Origin of the sequence: Bacteroides sp. An51A (genome assembly GCF_002161565.1) — a bacterium.
GTDB lineage: Bacteria > Bacteroidota > Bacteroidia > Bacteroidales > Bacteroidaceae > Phocaeicola > Phocaeicola intestinalis.
The window spans coordinates 36,672-56,501 of sequence record NZ_NFIC01000002.1 but is presented as its reverse complement, the minus strand read 5'-3'; the positions used below and the strand labels follow the sequence as shown (position 1 = coordinate 56,501).

At 47.0% G+C, this 19,830-nt stretch carries 13 protein-coding genes; 7 read left to right on the top strand and 6 right to left on the bottom strand.

What is annotated here, in order from left to right; all coding sequences use genetic code 11:
- Positions 1–9: 9 nt before the first annotated feature.
- The 4 genes from B5G04_RS03880 to B5G04_RS03865 all read left to right on the top strand — a co-directional run bounded on the left by B5G04_RS03880 (position 10) and on the right by B5G04_RS03865 (position 6,266).
- Positions 10–1,932 carry an Ig-like domain-containing protein gene (locus B5G04_RS03880; RefSeq protein WP_087395886.1) on the top strand — a complete coding sequence of 641 codons (1,923 nt, stop codon included), beginning with the start codon at positions 10–12 and terminating at the stop codon, positions 1,930–1,932.
- Positions 1,929–2,735: a DUF3108 domain-containing protein gene (locus tag B5G04_RS03875; RefSeq protein ID WP_087395884.1), complete on the top strand. Its 807-nt coding sequence runs from the start codon at positions 1,929–1,931 to the stop codon at positions 2,733–2,735. Before B5G04_RS03880 ends, B5G04_RS03875 begins: the two co-directional genes overlap by 4 nt.
- A 327-nt stretch (positions 2,736–3,062) precedes the next feature.
- Positions 3,063–4,805 carry a hypothetical protein gene (locus B5G04_RS03870; RefSeq protein WP_143270424.1) on the top strand — a complete coding sequence of 581 codons (1,743 nt, stop codon included), beginning with the start codon at positions 3,063–3,065 and terminating at the stop codon, positions 4,803–4,805.
- A 36-nt stretch (positions 4,806–4,841) separates the two neighbouring features.
- Complete coding sequence (locus tag B5G04_RS03865; protein ID WP_239414029.1) at positions 4,842–6,266, top strand: DUF5723 family protein; 1,425 nt, start codon at positions 4,842–4,844, stop codon at positions 6,264–6,266.
- A gap of 372 nt (positions 6,267–6,638) precedes the next feature.
- On the opposite strand, the gene cysS is transcribed toward B5G04_RS03865, so the two are convergent.
- Positions 6,639–8,117, bottom strand: coding sequence for a cysteine--tRNA ligase (cysS, locus tag B5G04_RS03860; protein WP_022040327.1), 1,479 nt, complete (start codon positions 8,115–8,117; stop codon positions 6,639–6,641).
- An 85-nt stretch (positions 8,118–8,202) separates the two neighbouring features.
- A complete protein-coding gene (gene purN, locus B5G04_RS03855; protein WP_022040328.1) occupies positions 8,203–8,772 on the bottom strand; it encodes a phosphoribosylglycinamide formyltransferase in 570 nt (189 codons plus the stop codon).
- Between the two features lie 153 nt (positions 8,773–8,925).
- Between purN and B5G04_RS03850 the strand changes: the two genes are divergently transcribed.
- Genes B5G04_RS03850 through rnc form a run of 3 tightly spaced genes read left to right on the top strand, consistent with a single transcriptional unit; the run spans position 8,926 to position 11,418 of the window.
- Positions 8,926–9,162 carry an acyl carrier protein gene (locus B5G04_RS03850; protein ID WP_022040329.1) on the top strand — a complete coding sequence of 79 codons (237 nt, stop codon included), beginning with the start codon at positions 8,926–8,928 and terminating at the stop codon, positions 9,160–9,162.
- 12 nt (positions 9,163–9,174) lie between these two features.
- Positions 9,175–10,440, top strand: a complete 1,266-nt coding sequence (gene fabF / locus B5G04_RS03845; protein WP_022040330.1) for a beta-ketoacyl-ACP synthase II — start codon at positions 9,175–9,177, stop codon at positions 10,438–10,440.
- Between the two features lie 3 nt (positions 10,441–10,443).
- Positions 10,444–11,418: a ribonuclease III gene (rnc, locus tag B5G04_RS03840; protein WP_022040331.1), complete on the top strand. Its 975-nt coding sequence runs from the start codon at positions 10,444–10,446 to the stop codon at positions 11,416–11,418.
- An 80-nt stretch (positions 11,419–11,498) separates the two neighbouring features.
- Here rnc and B5G04_RS03835 read toward each other — a convergent pair whose 3' ends face one another.
- The 4 genes from B5G04_RS03835 to B5G04_RS03820 all read right to left on the bottom strand — a co-directional run bounded on the left by B5G04_RS03835 (position 11,499) and on the right by B5G04_RS03820 (position 19,808).
- Positions 11,499–13,484 carry a glucosamine-6-phosphate deaminase gene (locus B5G04_RS03835; RefSeq protein ID WP_087395881.1) on the bottom strand — a complete coding sequence of 662 codons (1,986 nt, stop codon included), beginning with the start codon at positions 13,482–13,484 and terminating at the stop codon, positions 11,499–11,501.
- A gap of 40 nt (positions 13,485–13,524) precedes the next feature.
- A complete protein-coding gene (nagB, locus tag B5G04_RS03830; RefSeq protein ID WP_087395879.1) occupies positions 13,525–14,316 on the bottom strand; it encodes a glucosamine-6-phosphate deaminase in 792 nt (263 codons plus the stop codon).
- A 38-nt stretch (positions 14,317–14,354) separates the two neighbouring features.
- A complete protein-coding gene (locus B5G04_RS03825; protein ID WP_022039263.1) occupies positions 14,355–15,665 on the bottom strand; it encodes a DUF4995 domain-containing protein in 1,311 nt (436 codons plus the stop codon).
- A 138-nt stretch (positions 15,666–15,803) separates the two neighbouring features.
- Positions 15,804–19,808, bottom strand: coding sequence for a hybrid sensor histidine kinase/response regulator transcription factor (locus B5G04_RS03820; protein ID WP_087395877.1), 4,005 nt, complete (start codon positions 19,806–19,808; stop codon positions 15,804–15,806).
- Positions 19,809–19,830: the final 22 nt, after the last annotated feature.

Sequence of the window (19,830 nt, the reverse complement as noted above, 5' to 3'; positions counted from 1 at the left end):
ACTTATTGCATGAAGCCCATACCCAAATACCTTGCCCTGTTACTGATTATCATCGGATTTTACGCCTGTGCCAGCACGGGGTCGCCCGATGGAGGTCCTTACGATGAAGAGCCTCCCAAGTTTGTACGTGCCACACCGGCTCCGAATGCCATCAATAACACCCGTAAGAATGTATCCATCGAATTCGATGAATTCATCAATTTGGAAAATGCTTCGGAAAAAGTCATCATCTCTCCCCCACAGCGCGAACAACCCGAAGTAAAAACCAGCGGGAAACGGGTCGTGGTGAAGTTTATCGACTCACTGGTGGCAAATACTACGTATACCATCGACTTCGGAGATGCCATTGTAGACAATAATGAAGGCAATCCGTTGGGACTATTCTCGTATGCCTTTTCTACCGGTCCCGAAATAGATACCATGGCGGTATCGGGCACCGTGCTCAATGCCGAAAACCTGGAACCTATAAAAGGTATACAGGTCGGATTACATAAGAATTTGAACGACACCGCTTTCACCAAGCTCCCGTTCGACCGCATATCGCGCACCGACAGCCGCGGACAATTCACCATCCGGGGAATCGCACCGGGCAAATACCGCATTTATGCCTTGCAGGACGGAAACCAGAACTATATGTACGACTCAAAGACCGAAACCGTGGCATGGTCCGACTCACTCATTATCCCAAGTATGGCACCAGCTTTACGTCACGACACAGTATGGAACGAAATCGATACTACACACATCGATACCATATACGAAGTACATTATACCCGCTTTATGCCCGATGACATCATGATGCGTGCCTTTAAGCAGGAAAGTTCATTACAATACCTTGCCAAGAGCGAACGTCCAGACACCAAGAAATTCGCTCTTTATTTCAGTGCGAAAGCCGACACCCTGCCCACATTGAGAGGACTGGACTTCGACGAGAAACAGCTCATCGTGGAAGCAAACCAACGGAACGACAGCATCACCTATTGGGTGAAAGACACTACATTATGCGAGCGCGACACCCTGACCATCGAACTGAAGTATCTGGAAACTGATACATTAGGAAAACTGGTACCCACTACCGACACCCTGCGTATGATAAATAAGATTCCGCGTGAACGCCGTCTGGCAATGAAAAAAGAAGCTGACGAAAAAGCAGAAAAAGAACGCAAGAAGAAAGAAAAGAAAGGTGATACCATCGTAGTGGAAACTCCATTCCTCACCATGAACGTAGACGCGCCTTCTGAACTGGATATCAACCGTAACATCGTCTTGAGTTTTGAAGAGCCGGTGGAAAACATCGACACAGCAGCCATCCACATGCAGACGATGGTAGACTCGGTATGGCAAGACACACCTTTCATTTTTATGGCCGACACCATCGCTCCGAGGCGTTATGAAATACTTGCCAATTGGCAACCCGGACAAGAATACCAGCTTACCATAGATTCACTTGGCTTCAAAGGTATCTACGGACTTTATACCAACAAAGTGGAAAATAAGCTGAAAGTAAAGACCACCGATGCATACGGCACGCTCTACCTCAATATTGTGGGAGCCGGACCGCATGCCATCGTACAACTATTAAACAACAGCGATGCAGTAATACGCCAGCAACCTGTTTCCGAAAAAAACACGTGCGACTTTTACTTCCTGCAACCCGGAACGAAATATTACATCCGCTTGTTTAATGATACAAACAACAATGGCAAATGGGATACAGGAAACTACGACGAGAAACTGCAACCTGAAGAGGTATTCTATTTCCCGAAAACCTGGGAAATGAAAGCAAATTTCGAGTTTGAAGAAACCTGGAACATTCACGCTATTCCGCTAGACAAACAAAAACCAAACGAAATAAAGAAGCAAAAACCCGACGAAGCAAAAAAAATTAAAGACCGAAACAAAGAAAGAGCCAAAAACCTAGGACGAACATGATAAAGAAAATCTTACTCTGCCTGTGCTTGCTGACAGGAAGCCTGGCGATAAAAGCCCAATGCGGTGCCGTAAACAATGCCATCCAGCCGGGTGAAACATTGCATTATGAACTGAAGTTCAACTGGAAATTCATCTGGTTCAACGTGGGCTGGGCAAAAATGAGCGTCAACGAAGCCACCTACAACGGACGATCCTGCTTGCGTACCGACTTAAACTCTTATACGAATAAAAGATTCGACCGGTGGTTCAAGATGCGTGATACGCTGACCTGTATCACCAGCCAACAGTTGGAACCGCTCTATTTCCGTAAAGGAGCCGAAGAAGGAAAGCGATACACCGTAGACGAAGTGAAATTCAGTTATAAGAATGGAAAGTGCATCGTTGACCAACAACGCACCCTACGAGGCGTCACTACCCCCAAGCACGATGAAATGGATGTCTGTGTCTACGACATGTTGAGCATCCTGCTGCAGGCACGTTCGTACGACCCTACCGACTACAAAGTAGGCATGAAAATCCTCTTCTCAATGGCTACCGGAAAAGCAGTGGAAAAGCAGACCCTTATTTACCGGGGCAAGGAAAACTTCACATCAGAAAACGGCACGACTTACCGTTGCCTGGTATTCTCATTGGTAGAATATGTCGACAATAAGGAAAAAGAAGTCATTACTTTCTTCGTCACCGATGACCTGAATCACCTGCCCGTACGGCTTGACATGTACCTCAACTTCGGTTCAGCTAAGGCATTCCTTACCAATATCAAAGGCAACCGTCATCCGTTGACTTCGATTGTCAAGAAATAAAGCATTCAGTTTCGCATGTTGCGAAACACTTTAATAAGACACATTTTCGTATAACCGGTATCAGACCGTTCTTTAATCAAAAGAGGGAATAGAATTCCTTTCGTTTGATAAAAGACGGTCTTTTTTGTGTCTTATATGTTGACGGCATTCCATTTATATAAAGTTTTTTATCAAAAAATCCGGAAATGATTTCAAAAAGTCCTACTTGACCGTTTAACTTCTTTATATATAACCAATTAGACTATTGTTCATTTTCTCCTTTAAAATGTTCCGTTATGTGATATTTTTTCATACTTTTGCACCGCGTTAAATTTTATTTAAAGAAATATGGCAAACAGAGGTTTAAAAATTAACACGCTTCGAGGATTGTTCGTACTATCCTTATTAGGCATTACCGCATGTGTCGACGATGCTTACGATTTGAGTAAAGACGTAGACATGACCATTACGGTAGGTGGAGAGAACTTAAGCATTCCGGGTAGCAACACTGATTCTATTACCTTGGCCAAGATTTTTGATCTTGACCCGGAAAGCGATGTAAAAGCTGATGCGAATGGCGATTACGCATTGACTATGAATGGAGAAGGTTCACAATCAACGGTTAACGTAGAGAGTGTAATTATCGAAGGTGACCAGATTAACACGGAAGCTTCTACTACGGAATTGAATTTTCAATATGTACCCAATCAGAATGCAGACGCAACTGTAGATGACTACACATCTTTTAATATTAATAAGACAGATGTGACCACAGATGTTGTTGAGCTTTATCATTCAGACGTAACATCTACAGCATCTTTGGATTTGACATTTAGCGGAAGCGTACGTCAGCTGAATCTGGCACAGGGATTCAAGGTAACATTCCCTTCTTATATGACCATTCATTGCAGTGATTCCCATTTCCAGATTGTAGATAACACGTTGACTTTTGCCGACGATGTGGCTATCCCCAATAACGGCCGGTTATCAATTCCTCTTTCTGTTTCTGCAATCGATTTCGAAACGATGGGTAAAGGAGAAGGTCTGGTAGAGCGCGGACATCTGGTCATCAACGGAGAAATTCCGGTAGAAGGACGTGCCTATCTGCGTTCCGAAGACTTCCTTTCTCATCAGGATGTACAATTGAACTTGTATACGGAATTGAATATTGATGACATTGAACTGACGGAAGTGACCGCAATGGTCGACCCGCAGATTGATATAACCATCAATCCGGTACAGGTAAACAATCTGCCGGAATTCTTGCAGGACGACGAGGTACACATTGACATGACTGATCCGAAGATTTATCTGTATGTTACCAACGAATCTCCGGTGGCTGTCAATTTCACGGCTGACATGAAACCTTATAAAGACGGACAGCAGCTGAACACTGTCTTGTTGGGTGACAAAGAAGGAGGGACAGAGCCTATTGTCATTCCGGCAAATCAGACAGATTATGTCATCTGCCTGCACCGTTTATCGGATAATAGCGGAATAGACGCAGACGAAATCATTACCGTCCCCAATCTGAATGACTTGATTGAAACGATTCCCGACGAAATACGGGTAGAAAATATCAATGCCAAAGCCGAACAGGAACGTGTCACCATGCAATTGGGCAGAGATTATGCCGTCGAAACGAATTATGATGTCGTAGCTTCCTTGCAGTTTAACAACGGAACCGAAATCGTATATAGCGATCAGATGGATGGATGGAACAGCGATATGCAAGATCTGGACGCACGTCATGCAGAAATCTCATTGGATGCAACCAATACGATTCCTCTGAATATGGAAATGACAGCGAATGCCATCGACCGCAATGGCAATGTCATGGATGAGATTACAGCTACGGTAGAAGGTACCATCAATGCCGGCACATCGGCTGCTCCTTCTGTCAGCACGTTGACGATTCGTCTGGAGTCGAATGCAGACGGAGCCTTGAAAGAAATGGATGGAATCGCTTACCGTGTAAAGGCAACCGTTCCCACCGAAATGGCAGGAACTGTACTCAACGAAAAGCAGACTTTGCTGCTCGACAATGTAGTTGTTACCGTCAAAGGCGGAGTTACCGTAGACTTAAATTAAACCAAACAGGCATTTATATTCATAAGATTGAGCATTATGAGAAAACTATATAAACTTTTCACCGTAGCAGTACTCGCCGGTTCGTGTCTGACTGCTTCGGCACAGGCTTTGCGCTCCGGATACTTCCTCGAAGGATACAGTTTCCGTCACCAGCTTAACCCGGCATTTTCCGGAGAACGTAATTACATCAGCATCCCTGCTTTAGGTAATATCAATATCGGGACACAGGGAAATATCGGTGTAGGCACATTCTTATTCCCACAAAACGACCAACTGACTACGTTCATGCATTCTAGCATCAGTGGAGAGGAATTTCTAAGTGGGCTGAAAGACAATAACCGCATCAATGCCAACATCAACCTGACACTGTTGTCGGCCGGATTCCATGCATGGGGAGGATTCAATACGGTCGATATTAACCTGCGTTCGAATACCAGCATGAATCTTCCGTATGATTTGTTTGCCTTCATGAAAATGGGTATGACCGGAAACGAAACACACTACCACATGGAAAATTTAGGCATTGAATCAAACAATTATGTCGAACTGGCATTTGGCCACTCTCGCAAAATTAACGATAAATTGAATGTGGGCGGTAAATTAAAATTCCTGTTAGGCGGAGCAAACCTCAGCATGAAAATGACCGAGATGGATGTCACAATGGCACAAGACAAATGGATGGTAAGAGCCAACGGTGAAATGAACGCCTCACTGAAAGGACTGATGATGCCTACCAAAGAAGAAAGCGGCAGAAAGCTAGACAATCCGAGCCAACGTGACCTGATTGACTGGGATAACATCGATGTGGACAGCCCGGGATTAGGTGGATTCGGTATGGCTATCGATTTAGGTGCCACTTATAAGATTATGGATGACCTGACACTTTCGGCAGCCTTGCTGGATTTCGGCTTCATTTCATGGAATAATACAATCAAAGCTGCTACAAGCAACAGTGCATGGGAGTTTGACGGATTCAAAAACATTGCGGTCGATTCCGAACTGGGAGACGATGACCCCAATTCTTTGAACAGCCAATTGGATGCCATTGGCAAAGACCTGGAAGATTATGCCAGCTTCCACCGCACAGAAAATGGCGTGAAACGTACAGCCATGCTGGGAGCTACATTAAATATTGGTGCAGAATATGCATTTCCGCTTTACAATAAGCTGCATTTCGGCTTCTTGTCTTCTACCCGTATCAAAGGCAAATACAGTTGGTCGGAAGGCCGCATTTCTGCCAACGTTGCTCCTATCAAATGGTTTGATGCCGGTGTCAACTATGCGATTTCTTCATTCGGCTCTTCATTCGGATGGTTGCTGAACTTTCATCCACGTGGATTCAACTTCTTCATTGGTATGGACCACCTGATGGGTAAAGTCACCCCGCAGTTCATCCCTGTCAAGAGCGGAAATATGAACGTCAGCTTAGGCTTTAACGTAACTTTTGGAAATCGGAAATGACCTGAAAGGAAATGAACAAATTCTGATTAATGAATACCTGCAATTTACAGGAATAAAAAAGAGGGGGTGCATGGACATTCCCTCTTTTTCGTTATATGGTTTCTTTATTTAAACAGCATCAAAATGTGCATTTTGTTGATGCTATCATAGAGAACCCAGACCACACAAGAATACACAGAGAAACACAGAAGAATAGGTCAATAAACAATATGCTAATGTGAAAATAGGTTCATCCGCTGTAAGATTATTAATCTTCAGGCTGCAAGATTATTAATCTTACAAGCGGAAGATTAATAATCTTACACCAGACGAAGTTATCTGCGCTAATCTGCGTTTCAGCCAATCAAATTGCTTTAATCTGTGGTGGAAACCTTACTTGTTCAACCTCCAGGTAAACCCGTCTTTTGTATCTTTTACCTCGAAACCTAATGCAGCAAGGCTATCGCGAATCTTATCACTTGTTGCCCAGTCTTTGTTGGCTTTGGCTTTCATGCGTTCTTCCAGCAACATGTCTACCACCTTGCTGAAGGCTTCCTCGCGGGCGGCATTGTTCTCACCTTCTGCCTTCAATCCCAGAATATCGAACGCGAACAGGTGGAATACGCTCTTCAGTTCCTCCAAGTCGGCGGCACTGATGGTCGCTTTCTTATCAAGTACGGTGTTGATCATGCGGATGCCGTCGAAGAGGTGCGAGATGACAATCGGTGTGTTCAGGTCATCGTTCATCGCTTCGTAGCATTTCTCACGCAAGCCGGCAGGCTCGATGCCTGAAGTAGAAGCGGACGGCGTGATGCGCTCGAGGTTCTTGATGCCTTCCAGCAGGCGTTCCAAGCCCTTCTCAGCTGCTTGCAGGGCTTCGTTGCTGAAGTCCACCGTGCTGCGGTAATGCGCTTGCAGGATGAAGAAACGGATGGTCATCGGCGAATACGCTTGGGCAAGGAGCTTGTTCGAGCCGGTAAAGAACTCTTCGAGCGTAATGAAATTACCCAACGATTTGCCCATCTTCTGCCCGTTGATGGTAATCATGTTGTTGTGCATCCAATAGCGTACCATGGGATGTCCTTCGGAAGCCACGGCTTGCGCGATTTCGCATTCGTGGTGCGGGAAGATAAGGTCCATGCCTCCTCCGTGTATATCGAATGTCTCGCCCAGATACTTGCGTCCCATCGCGGTACATTCGCAGTGCCAGCCGGGGAAACCGTCGCTCCATGGCGAAGGCCAGCGCATGATGTGTTCGGGCTGGGCACATTTCCACAGGGCGAAATCGGCCGGGTTATGCTTTTCCTGCTGCCCGTCCAGTTCGCGGGTGGTATTGATGACATCATCCAGGTTGCGTCCCGAAAGCACGCCATAATGGTGGTCTTTGTTGTATTTTGCCACATCGAAGTACACCGAACCTTGGCTTTCGTAGGCATATCCGTTTTTCAGGATTTCCTCTACCAGCTTGATTTGCTCGATGATGTGTCCCGAAGCGTGCGGCTCGATGCTGGGTGGAAGCACATTGAGGGCTTCCATCGCCTTGTGGTAGCGGAGCAGGTAATACTGCACCACCTCCATCGGCTCCAGCTGTTCCAGCCGTGCTTTCTTGGCAATTTTGTCTTCTCCTTCATCGGCATCGTGCTCCAGATGGCCCACATCGGTAATGTTGCGCACATAACGCACTTTATAGCCCAGATGTTGCAGGTAACGGAACAGGATATCAAAGGTAATGGCAGGACGTGCGTGTCCCAAATGAGGGTCTCCATAAACAGTAGGACCGCATACATACATTCCCACATGAGGAGCGTGTAAAGGAACAAACGATTCCTTCCGGCGGTTCAACGTATTGTAAATAACCAGTTTATTTTCCATATTTCTAGCTTTATTAAGGCCACAAAAATAACGAAAAAGAAAATAGATACCAAAGAAAAAAACAGGATTCGTTCAAAGACATTTTTTACACATGCTGCCGCACCAGCTTCTCAATCACCTCCGGATAATAGCGGTACTCCAACTGATGCACACGTGCAGCCAAACGTTCGGGCGTATCATCAGGCAACACTTCGCATCGTGCCTGAAAGATATAATCCCCCTCGTCATAACGTTCGTTGACATATTGTATCGTTATGCCGCTTTCCTTTTCTCCTGCCGCCAACACTGCTTCATGTACATGCATGCCATACATGCCTTTCCCACCGAACTTAGGCAACAACGATGGATGGATGTTTACAATACGGCAGGGCCAAACCCGCAAAATATCTTCTGGAATACGCAACAAAAAGCCGGCAAGTACAATAAAATCAACTTCATACCCGCGTAGCACTTCCAGCGCCTCTCCCGAAGCAAATCCGGCAGAAGTCACCACCCGGCACGGCACTCCCAACCGTTCGGCACGTTTGATAACTCCAGCAGTAGTACGTGATGCAATGACAATTTCTACGCTTACTTCCTCTTTCTCTTCAAAATAACGGATGATCCGCTCGGCATTCGTTCCTTCACCCGATGCCAAAATTGCTATTTTCTTCATATTTTTACCTGTTTTCGTGCACAGAATATATAAAAATGTGCAAAGAGAATGCATTTATTTGCCCGAATATTTGTATAGAACGAGAAATATTTATTCCTTTGCACCGAAAATTAAACAAAATTATTCTATTTATAAACTTAAAACAAGAAAATTATGTCTGAAATCGCATCAAAAGTACAGAAAATCATCGTTGATAAACTGGGTGTAGAAGAATCAGAAGTTACTCCGACCGCTAGCTTTACTAACGATTTGGGTGCAGACTCTTTGGATACTGTAGAACTGATCATGGAATTCGAAAAAGAATTCGGTATTTCTATTCCTGACGACCAGGCAGAAAAAATCCAGACTGTAGGAGACGCTATCTCTTATATCGAAGCTAACGCAAAATAAGTAATTCTGTTTATGGAATTAAAAAGAGTAGTAGTAACAGGTCTTGGTGCAATTACTCCGGTAGGAAATACGGTTCCAGACTTTTGGAACAACCTGCTGAACGGAGTAAGCGGAGCAGGACCTATTACTCATTTTGATGCATCCAAATTCAAGACTCAGTTCGCTTGTGAGGTAAAAAACTTCAATGCCACTGATTTCATCGACCGCAAAGAAGCCCGTAAAATGGACTTATATACCCAGTATGCGGTAGTAGCAGCCAAAGAAGCAGTGACCGATGCGGGTCTTGATGTGGAAAAAGAAGACTTGAACAAAATCGGAGTCATCCTGGGCGTAGGTATCGGAGGTATACATACGTTCGAAGAAGAAGTAGCCGGATACGAAAAGACCAAAGATACCATCGGTCCTAAATTCAATCCGTTCTTTATTCCTAAAATGATTGCCGACATCGCTTCCGGACAGATTTCCATCATGTACGGATTCCACGGACCGAACTTTACCACGACTTCTGCATGCGCTTCTTCTTCGAATGCCATCGCAGATGCGTTCAATTATATCCGCTTGGGCAAAGCCAACATCATCGTGACCGGTGGTGCCGAAGCTGCTATCTTCCCTGCTGGTGTAGGAGGTTTCAATGCCATGCATGCCCTTTCTACCCGCAACGATGACCCGCAACGTGCCTCACGTCCGTTCAGCGGAAGCCGTGACGGTTTTGTCATGGGTGAAGGTGCAGGATGCCTGATTCTGGAAGAGCTGGAACATGCCAAAGCACGCGGAGCCAAGATTTATGCGGAACTTGCCGGCGTAGGCGCTTCGGCAGATGCTTATCACCTGACAGCTTCCCATCCTGAAGGATTAGGAGCCAAACTGGTGATGATGAACGCATTGGAAGATGCCGGTATGAAACCGGAAGATATCGACTATATCAATGTACACGGGACTTCTACCCCTGTAGGCGATGTTTCTGAAGTGAAAGCCATCAAAGACGTGTTCGGAGAACATGCCTACAAACTGAACATCAGTTCTACCAAATCCATGACCGGACACCTGCTGGGCGCAACCGGAGGAGTAGAAGCCATCGCCTGCGTACTGTCTGTTAAGAATGACATTGTACCCCCGACCATCAACCACGAAGAAGGAGATAACGATGAAAACATCGACTATACCCTGAACTTTACTTTCAACAAGGCACAGGAACGTACTGTCCGTGCAGCCTTGAGCAATACATTTGGTTTCGGTGGACACAATGCATGTGTAATCATTAAAAAATACACTGAATAAACTGTGTTTGGCAATATAACAGATAAGATAAGACTCCTCTTCCGCAAGGACAAGGAGCCTTATCTTTGTTTTTACCGAATGACCGGATTCTATCCGCGGAACATTGACATCTACAAACAAGCATTGCTGCATAAATCGTCTTCCATCAAAAACGAGAAAGGACGTGTGCTGAACAACGAACGACTGGAGTTCTTGGGTGATGCCATTCTGGATGCCGTGGTAGCTGATATTGTATACAAAAAGTTTGAAGGTAAGCGCGAAGGATTTCTGACCAATACACGTTCGAAAATCGTACAACGGGAAACACTCAACCATGTGGCGGTACAAATCGGACTGGATAAACTGGTAAAGTTCACCACCCGCCAATCTTCTCACAACAGTTATATGTGTGGCAATGCTTTCGAAGCTCTGATTGGTGCACTATATCTGGACCGGGGCTATCGCGCCTGTAAGAAGTTTATGGAAGAACGCATCATCAACCAATATTTGAATCTGGACAAAATTTCACGCAAAGAAGTCAATTTCAAGTCTAAGCTTATTGAGTGGAGCCAGAAAAACAAGTTCGAAGTAACCTTCAAACTGGTCAATCAGTCGGTAGACGAAGAACAAAACCCCGTGTTCAACACACAAATATTGGTAGAAGGTATTCCTGCCGGAAACGGGAAAGGATATTCCAAAAAAGAATCACAGCAAGAAGCTGCCCACGAGACCCTGCAGAAAATAAAGAATGACCCTCAATTCATAGATGCGATTTTTGCATCAAAAGCCGAAAGAGAGAAAGACACAGAACCGGTATATACAGAAGATTCTCCCAGCGTAATGGAGACCAACGAGGATCAAACCATTGATGTCCGGGAAGAACTCATAACAGAACGCTATGATGATACGGAACGCATCATAGCAGAAGCGGAAGAAGCCGCATTCAAAGAAGAAATTCAAGAAAAGACATCAGCCGATTCCGAAGAGGAACGCATATAGATTCATCGGCCTACGGATATATCATCATCACTTCATGAAGATATATCCGTAAGCCGATGAAAGCTATATCAATCCAACCTCTACAACGGCTTATACTCTACAAAAGCCTCCATCGCCTCGTAGCAGGCAAGCCCCAATTTATCGTAAAGCGAAGCGGTGCCACGGTTGCGGTCCTCGCTGCGTTGCCAGAAGAGGCGCTCGTCATTGCCCAAGAACGGTGCACTCTCCATCTGAGACTGGTGCTTCAGGATGGAATTCCGTTTCGCACGCAACTCTTCGGGACTGAACGGCACAGCCATCTCGATGTTCTCGATTTCCCATTCCGCCCATGCCCCGCGGTACATCCAGATGCGGCAATCCTTCAACCATGCGGCACCGGCATTCTTTTCCTCGTCAATAGCTGCCAGTACGGCATCGGTGCAGACACGGTGCGTGCCATGGGGGTCGGCAAGGTCGCCGGCTACATAAATCTGGTGAGGCTGCACCTCCTGCAACAGCTTCTGGACGATTTGCACATCCGTCTCGCTAATGGGGTTCTTCTCGATGCGCCCCGTCTCGTAGAAAGGAAGGTCGAGGAAATGCACATGGTCCAGCGGGATGCGGTTATACGTGCATGCCGTGCGTGCCTCTCCCCTACGTATCAACCCCTTTATGGTCAGGATGTCACGCGTGTCGATGTCGCCTTCCTTCTTCTGAAGCAGGAACTGCTTGATGTCGGCATACATCTTGCGGATGGTCTCGTTCTGATTCTCATCAAAAAGCTGGTTGAAACCGTTGATGAAGTGCATGAAGCGTACCACCTCCTCATCGCCTACGGCAATATTGCCCGAAGTCTCGTATGCCACATGCACGTCGTGACCCTGCTGCACCAGACGGCGGATGGTACCGCCCATGGATATCACATCGTCATCGGGATGCGGAGAGAAGACGACCACACGCTTGGGGAACGGCTTGGCACGCTCCGGACGGTAGGTGTCATCCGCATTGGGCTTGCCGCCGGGCCAGCCGGTGATGGTATGCTGAAGGTCGTTGAATATCTTGATGTTCACATTGTAGGCTGAGCCGTAAAGCACCAGCAGCTCGCTCAAGCCGTTCTCGTTGTAATCCTTGTTGGTCAGCTTCAGAATCGGTTTTCCGGTCAAAAGGCAAAGCCACACGATGGCACTCCGGATCAGCTTGTCCGTCCATTCGCAGCTGGTCACCAGCCACGGGCGCTGGATACGGGTCAGGTGGGAAGCAGCGGGCAAGTCGATGCAGACGGTCGCATTCTGGTGCATCTGGAGGTAAGAAGCGGGAAGCGTATCCGAAATCTTATCCTCTACCGCCTGCTTGATAATATCGGTCTTGTCATCACCCCAGGCAAGCAGATACACACGGCGGGCTTCCATAATCGTATTGATGCCCATCGTAATGGAACAAGGAGGCAGGTTGTCCACGCCCAGATTATGCGCCGCTTCCGAACGGGAAGTACTGTCCACAAATATCAGGCGCGTAATGGAAGCCGCCGTAGAGCCGGGCTCGTTCATGGCGACATTCCCTTCCCTGCCGATGCCCATCAGGACGATGTCCAGTCCGCCGTAGGTCTTGATGCGCTGTTCATACAGCAGGCAATGGTCTATGACCGCATCCTGCGGAATCGTGCCGTCCGGAGTAAACACGTTCTGCCGGTCGATGTCCACCTGGTTCAGGAAAAGCTCATTCAGCTGGCCGATGCTGCTGCTCCCCTGCTCTGATAAAGGATAGTATTCATACAGATTAAATATCACCGCATTACGGAAGCTGACGCCTTCTTCCTTATGGCGGCGCACCAGTTCGGCGTAAAGCGGACGGAGCGAAGCCCCCGTGCCCAAAGCCAATGTACAGAACTTGCCGTCATGCTGGCGTTCCTGTATCTTGCGGATAACCTCATCGGCAATGCACTTCACGCCTTCGTCTACTGTTTCATAGATGTTGGTAGGGATTTTTTCAAAACGGGTCAGCACGGAGCGGTCAATCGTATTCTCCGGCTTGTAATATCGGGTAGACACCCTGTTAAGGGATATCTGCGAACTCAAATTGGTTCTCATGGCTATAATTTATAATTAATAATTAACAATTAACAATGGATTACAGGTTGTTGCGCTCGATGTCCTTGAAATAGCGGTATGTGCCCACTTTCAGTTCGTCCGTAGCCGCCTCATCGCATACGATGATGCCGTGGCGGTGCATCTGCAAGGCACTGATGGTCCACATCTGCGTTACGCTTCCTTCAACGGCATGATGCAAGGCACGCGCCTTATTGTGCCCGTTGCAAAGGATCAGTACCTCTTTGGCGTCCATTACCGTGCCCACCCCTACGGTCAGCGCAGTCTTGGGGACCTTGTCCACATCGTTATCGAAGAAACGCGAATTTGCCACAATCGTATCGGTGGTCAGCGTCTTCACACGGGTACGCGAAGTCAGGGAAGAACCCGGCTCGTTGAACGCGATGTGGCCGTCAGGACCGATGCCGCCCACAAACAGGTCGATGCCCCCATACGAAGCAATCTGCTTTTCATAATTCCCGCACTCAACCTCCAAGTCGGAAGCGTTCCCGTTCAGGATATGGATGTTTTCCTTCGGAATGTCAATATGGTTGAAAAAGTTGTTGAACATAAACGAATGGTAGCTTTCCGGATGCGATTCGGGAAGACCCACGTATTCATCCATATTGAAAGTCACCACATTGCGGAAAGACACCTTTCCCTCTCGGTTCAGTTCAATCAGCGCCTTATACATGCCCAATGGGGAAGAGCCCGTAGGCAAGCCCAATACAAAAGGACGTTCGGAAGATGGCTGGAACTGATTGATTCTTTGGGCTACATAATTAGCTGCCCATTCGGAAAGAGCCTGATAATCTGATTCAATAATTACTCTCATCGTATTTCTTTTATTAAGGATAATTCACAACTATATGTTCATTTCTTTTCGGCTAATGCTTCCGATGCAGCCAAACCGTTTCCTTCCTTGATGTCCAGATAACGCTTCATCGCTTCCAGGTAATAATAATCGGCATAGTTAAGAGGCGTATCAATTTCCGAGCCGTGCGGCAAAGAACCGGTAGAATGCATCAGGACGAAACCTTTGTTAGTGCCTTTTTGCGCCAGATAGTCTTTGCCCGACAAGCTTTCCAATTGTTTCTGCGCATAATCGAAATACCTTTCTCCATCGGGCACCATCGTACTCAGTTCTAAAAATGCCGAAGCGATGACCGCACCTGCCGAAGCATCACGCGGCGTATCTTTCTCTACTGGCGCATCGAAATCCCAATACGGAATCAAATCACTGGTGTTCACCCGTTTCATAATCATATCTGCTACCTTGACCGCCTGATTCAAGAACACGGTATCTTTGGTTTCCCGATAACAGGACGTATATCCGTATACCGCCCAACCTTGTCCACGTGCCCATGCCGATTCGTCGTTCTTGCCCTGATGAGTCATCCGGTATTGCACGGTACCGTCGTCGTTATAGCTTACCAAGTGATACGATGTATAGTCGGGACGGAAATGATGCTTCATCGTGGTAAGCGCATGTTGGACTGCTACCTCTTTATATTTAGGGTTGCCGGTCAACCGGCTCGCACTGAACAGCAAATCCAAGTTCATCATATTATCAATAATGACCGGGAAATTCCAATACCCGAAATCCCACGAACGGATACAACCTATCTGGGGGTCGAAACGGGCACACAGGTTATCGGCGGTCTTTACTAATACATTCTTGATGGTATCGTTCGGAGCCAGCCGCAACGCATTCCCGTAACTGCAATTAATCATGAAACCGACATCGTGGGTATCTTTTGCATCCGATATCGGATACAGCATGTTCGTGTACTGAATGGCATACTTCTTCAGTTCTTCATCACCGGTCAATTCATACGTGTACCACAAGCTTCCGGGGAAGAATCCGCTTGTCCAGTCTCTTATCGAACATAAACGAAGTTTCCCCAACTTATCGGCTGGCGGAGGCGCCAACAAGGAATCTTGAAACGTAGCCGGATCGCGTTGCAATTGACGGACCAGAAAATCCATCGAATAACCCGTCCAAAGCGAACGGGGCATAAGAGTGGAATCACCCAAATCAGAAGCCGTCTGTTTCAACTGGCAGGATGCTACATCCAGGGCATGAGTCACCCATTCATCCGATTGCACCGAAGGTTTCTCACTACAGGCACATACTCCGATAACCAGAGCCATACCCAACACAGGAATAGAAATTGTCTTCATACTATTACAATAAAGTCAGCTGTTACTATTAAATTCTTATCACCGCAAAAGTAAAACGATGCAGCCAACTTCGGTTTCTCTTATGTGGAAAGGAGTTTCAATCCCGTCAAAACAATTTCATTCCTGTAGAAAAAACTTTCATTTTTGTTGAACAGCCCCACCCTTGGCATATTCAGAAGGCATACAACCTATGTATTTCTTAAAACTGGTAGAGAAATACGAAGGGGTGCTGAAACCTACCATCGTGCTTATCTCCGCCACGTTGTACCTTCCTTCTTTCAATAATTTGCACGCTTGGTTAAAGCGTATTTTCCGGATAAATTCTGTTGTAGACTCTCCCGTTATGCCCTTCATCTTGAGGTGGAGCGAAGAACGGCTCATGCCCATTTCCAGCGCAAAGTCATCGGCAGAGAAATCAGGCTTTTCCAGATTCTTTTCTACCACCGAGACCGCCTTCGACAGGAATTCCTCATCCAGCCGGTTCAAGGCAATCTTTTCAGGTTCTATCTCCAATGATTTTGAATAATGCTCGATGGCACGATAATGGGTACGAAGAATGTTTTTGATTTTCATTACTACCACCGAGAGAGAAAAAGGCTTGGCTATGTAATCGTCTGCCCCTACTTGCAGGCCGTCCAACTGATCTTTTACCTCTGCCTTGGCAGAAAGGATAATGACGGGAATGTGACAAGTCTTCAGGTTCTGTTTTACATATTTGCACAACTGTATACCGTCCATAACGGGCATCATCACATCCGTTAGGATCAGACTGATTTCTTCGGTTTTCAGCAGCTCTACCGCCTCTTCTCCGTTTTCCACTTCCTTAACGATAAAGAAGCGTTCCAATCCGCGACTCATATAGTGCCGGATTTCATCGTTGTCTTCCACCACCAGTATGGTTTCTTTCCGGTCTGTATCCACATCGGATTCTGCCGGTTCCAGTGCCTCTTCCGTATCTACGATATACATATCCCGCGCATTGGTAGAATAGACCGGCTCCTCCTGTTGTGTTCCTCCGGACAGTTCCTCTTCGGCATAGGCTTCCCGCGATAAAGGCAAGTAAACGGAAAAACAACTACCTTTGCCCACCGCACTGTCCACTTCTATCCGCCCGTGATGCAACTCTACCAGTTTCTGCACCAGCGAAAGCCCGATGCCGCTTCCGATGTGCTCGCTTTCCACTTGATAGAAGCGTTCGAATATCTTCGCCTGCTTATTGACGGGAATCCCTACCCCCGTATCCTGTACCTGCAAGAGCAAGTCATCGCCAGACGTTTTCAGATTGACAGAAATACTTTGTCCGTCGTTCGTATATTTGAAAGCATTAGACAGAAGATTGTTCAATATCAGTTCGATATAACTGGCATCACACCATACCTGCCGACCACCCAGTTCCGAACGCAAGTTATAATCAATGTGCTTCTTACGTGCCAGCGGTTCATAGTAACGGAAATTCTTTTCCACAATCTGACCGACATTGATGCATTTGACACGCAATTCGAATACCCCTTTCTCTGCTCTCCGATAATCCATCAACTGGTTGACCAAATGCAACAACCGGTCGGTATTGCGTTTCATGTATTCCAGCTGGCTACGTACCCATTTATCTGTCACCTTGTCCAGCAAGTCCTGCAAGGGAGCCACTATCAGCGTAAGCGGTGTACGTAATTCGTGAGAAATATTGATGAAAAAGCGTGTTTTCACCTCCTGCAATTCTTTCTGGCGCACCTTATCTGCCCGTTCCCAGTAAAAACGGATGACTAGAGTTATGACACCTATTATCATCAATGCGAACAACGCAATCGCCCACCATGTCTGATACCATGCCGGAAGTACCTTTATCTCCAGGCTGGTCACCTCGTCACACCACTTGCCGTCGTTATTGGCTACCTTTACCAGGAAATTATACGTACCGTGAGGCAAATTAGCATACGTCGCCCACCGCTGGTTATCGTCTACAACAAACCAGCGCTTGTCATATCCGTCCAATTTATAGGCAAACGTATTGTGCTTGCCGGCTATGTAGTTCGACACGACAAAGCTCAATGCGAAAGAAGACTGCTTATGATTTAAGGTTATCCGGTCCGTCAGGCTAATATGCTTCTGCAAGATGCCGGTCTGGTCATTGGGATGAACCGGATCGCCGAACAATCTCAGCTCGGATATGACCGCTCGCGGAGCGTATGGATTGTCCTGAAGACGTTCGGGGTGGAAAGCCGTAATGCCGTTGATGCCTCCGAAATACATCTCGCCCGATGAAGCCAGACAACAGGCATAGGGAGTAAACTGATTGCTCTGCAGGCCATCCACATCCGTAAAGTTCCTGAACTTCCGGCTTTCCGGATCGAAACAGGAAAGCCCGTTATCCGTACTAATCCACAACCGGTGTTTCTCATCCTCCAACACACCATATACGATGGCATCGGGCATACCGTCTGCCACCGAATAATGCACGACACTATCTCTTCCAGCTGAAAAGCCATACAAACCGTTACGGGTCGCAATCCATATATCACCGTCCGAAGCCTCGAATACACCGTAAACCGTAGCCGATTCAAAAGCAGATTCGCCGCTCACCATTCTGACCGAAGAGAGCGAATCTCCTTTACCGGAACATACCGCCAATCCGTCTTCTCCGCCTACCCACAAACGGTTCTCCCGGTCAAGCAGTAAAGTACGGATACGTTTCACACCCAATGAAACATTCCCCTTGATGTCCGAAAACGTTTTCGTCGCCTTATCGAAATGCACCAGTCCTTCTAACGTGCCAATCCATAAATGACGGCCGTCGGCACACGGCTGAATGGCAAATACATTCATATTGGTTAGCCTAGTAGTTTCCGGCATCAGGCTTTCAATCCTGCCCGTACGGCGGTCGAGAATGTTCAACCCTCCCGTATGGGTGCCGATATACACCTTACCGGCCTGTTCGTCTACATAGATGGCTTTCACATCGTTCGAGCCAAGCCCTTGTTCCTTGGTATAATAAGTATATTCCCCGGAACGGATATCGTAATAATTCACACCCCCGTTATTCGTCCCTATCCACAGATTGCCCGCACGGTCTTCGGTGATGCAACCGATGACATTATCATTCAACGAATTTCCTTCGGGCGAGAAACGGATATGGCGGAAACGCTCGCGAAGCGGATGATAGTAATTCAATCCGCCAAAGTAAGTGCCCAACCACATGCCTCCCTGCGAGTCCATAAAGATGCTTCGGATAGAGCTTTGCGAAAGGCTCCGGTTCTGGCGGCGGTTGCTGGTATATACCTGAAACCTTCCGGTTTCCTCATCGTAAATATCCAGCGAAGTAAATGTCCCCACCCATAACCGGTTCCGGGCGTCAAGAGCCAACGAACGCACGAAGTTAGAACTTAATCCGTCCGGTCCTCCTGCCGTATAATGACGCAATTCACGTGTAGTCCTATCCATGCGGTAAAGCCCGTCGCCTTCGGTTCCTATCCAAAGGTGATTGCCGTGTTGCAATAAAGTCAAGATTTCCTTTCTTCCCAAAGGCAAAGCATGAAGATGCTCCAATGTCCGCGATGCGAATGAATACATCCACAATCCGTCTTTGGCTCCTATGTACAAAGAATCTTTGCTACGGTATATCGCCGTGGCTTCCAGACGGAACAAATCAGCGGGCAATCCGGACTGCACAAAAGATGTATCCGCTACATGAAACACATACAATCCGGCGGACGTATTGACCAACAAACGGCTATCGTCCACATCGGCGATTTGCATCACCCGGACATCTTCTTCTTTCTGAGGACAACGGTAATTGCGGAAAGCATCCCTGTCCGCATCGTAATACGAAAGCCAGTTATTCGTACCTACCCATACACCTCCCTTATCATCGGCTTTGACGGCATACACCATGTTATCGCCAATGCTTCCGGCATTCCCGGTCTCGTGACGATAGACGGTAAAATCGTATCCGTCGAAACGGTTTACTCCATTAAACGTGGCAAACCACATATTGCCTTGTACGTCTTGGGTAATGCTAAGCACGGTGCTTTGCGACAAACCGTCTTCCAGTCCGATATGGGCAAACGACACCTGCCCCCGCACCCCGGTGCAAGCCCAAACGAGGCATACGATCCCTGCGATTAGATTCCGAATAGGCTGTAATTTCATTTTGTGTTTCTATTTTTCCCAA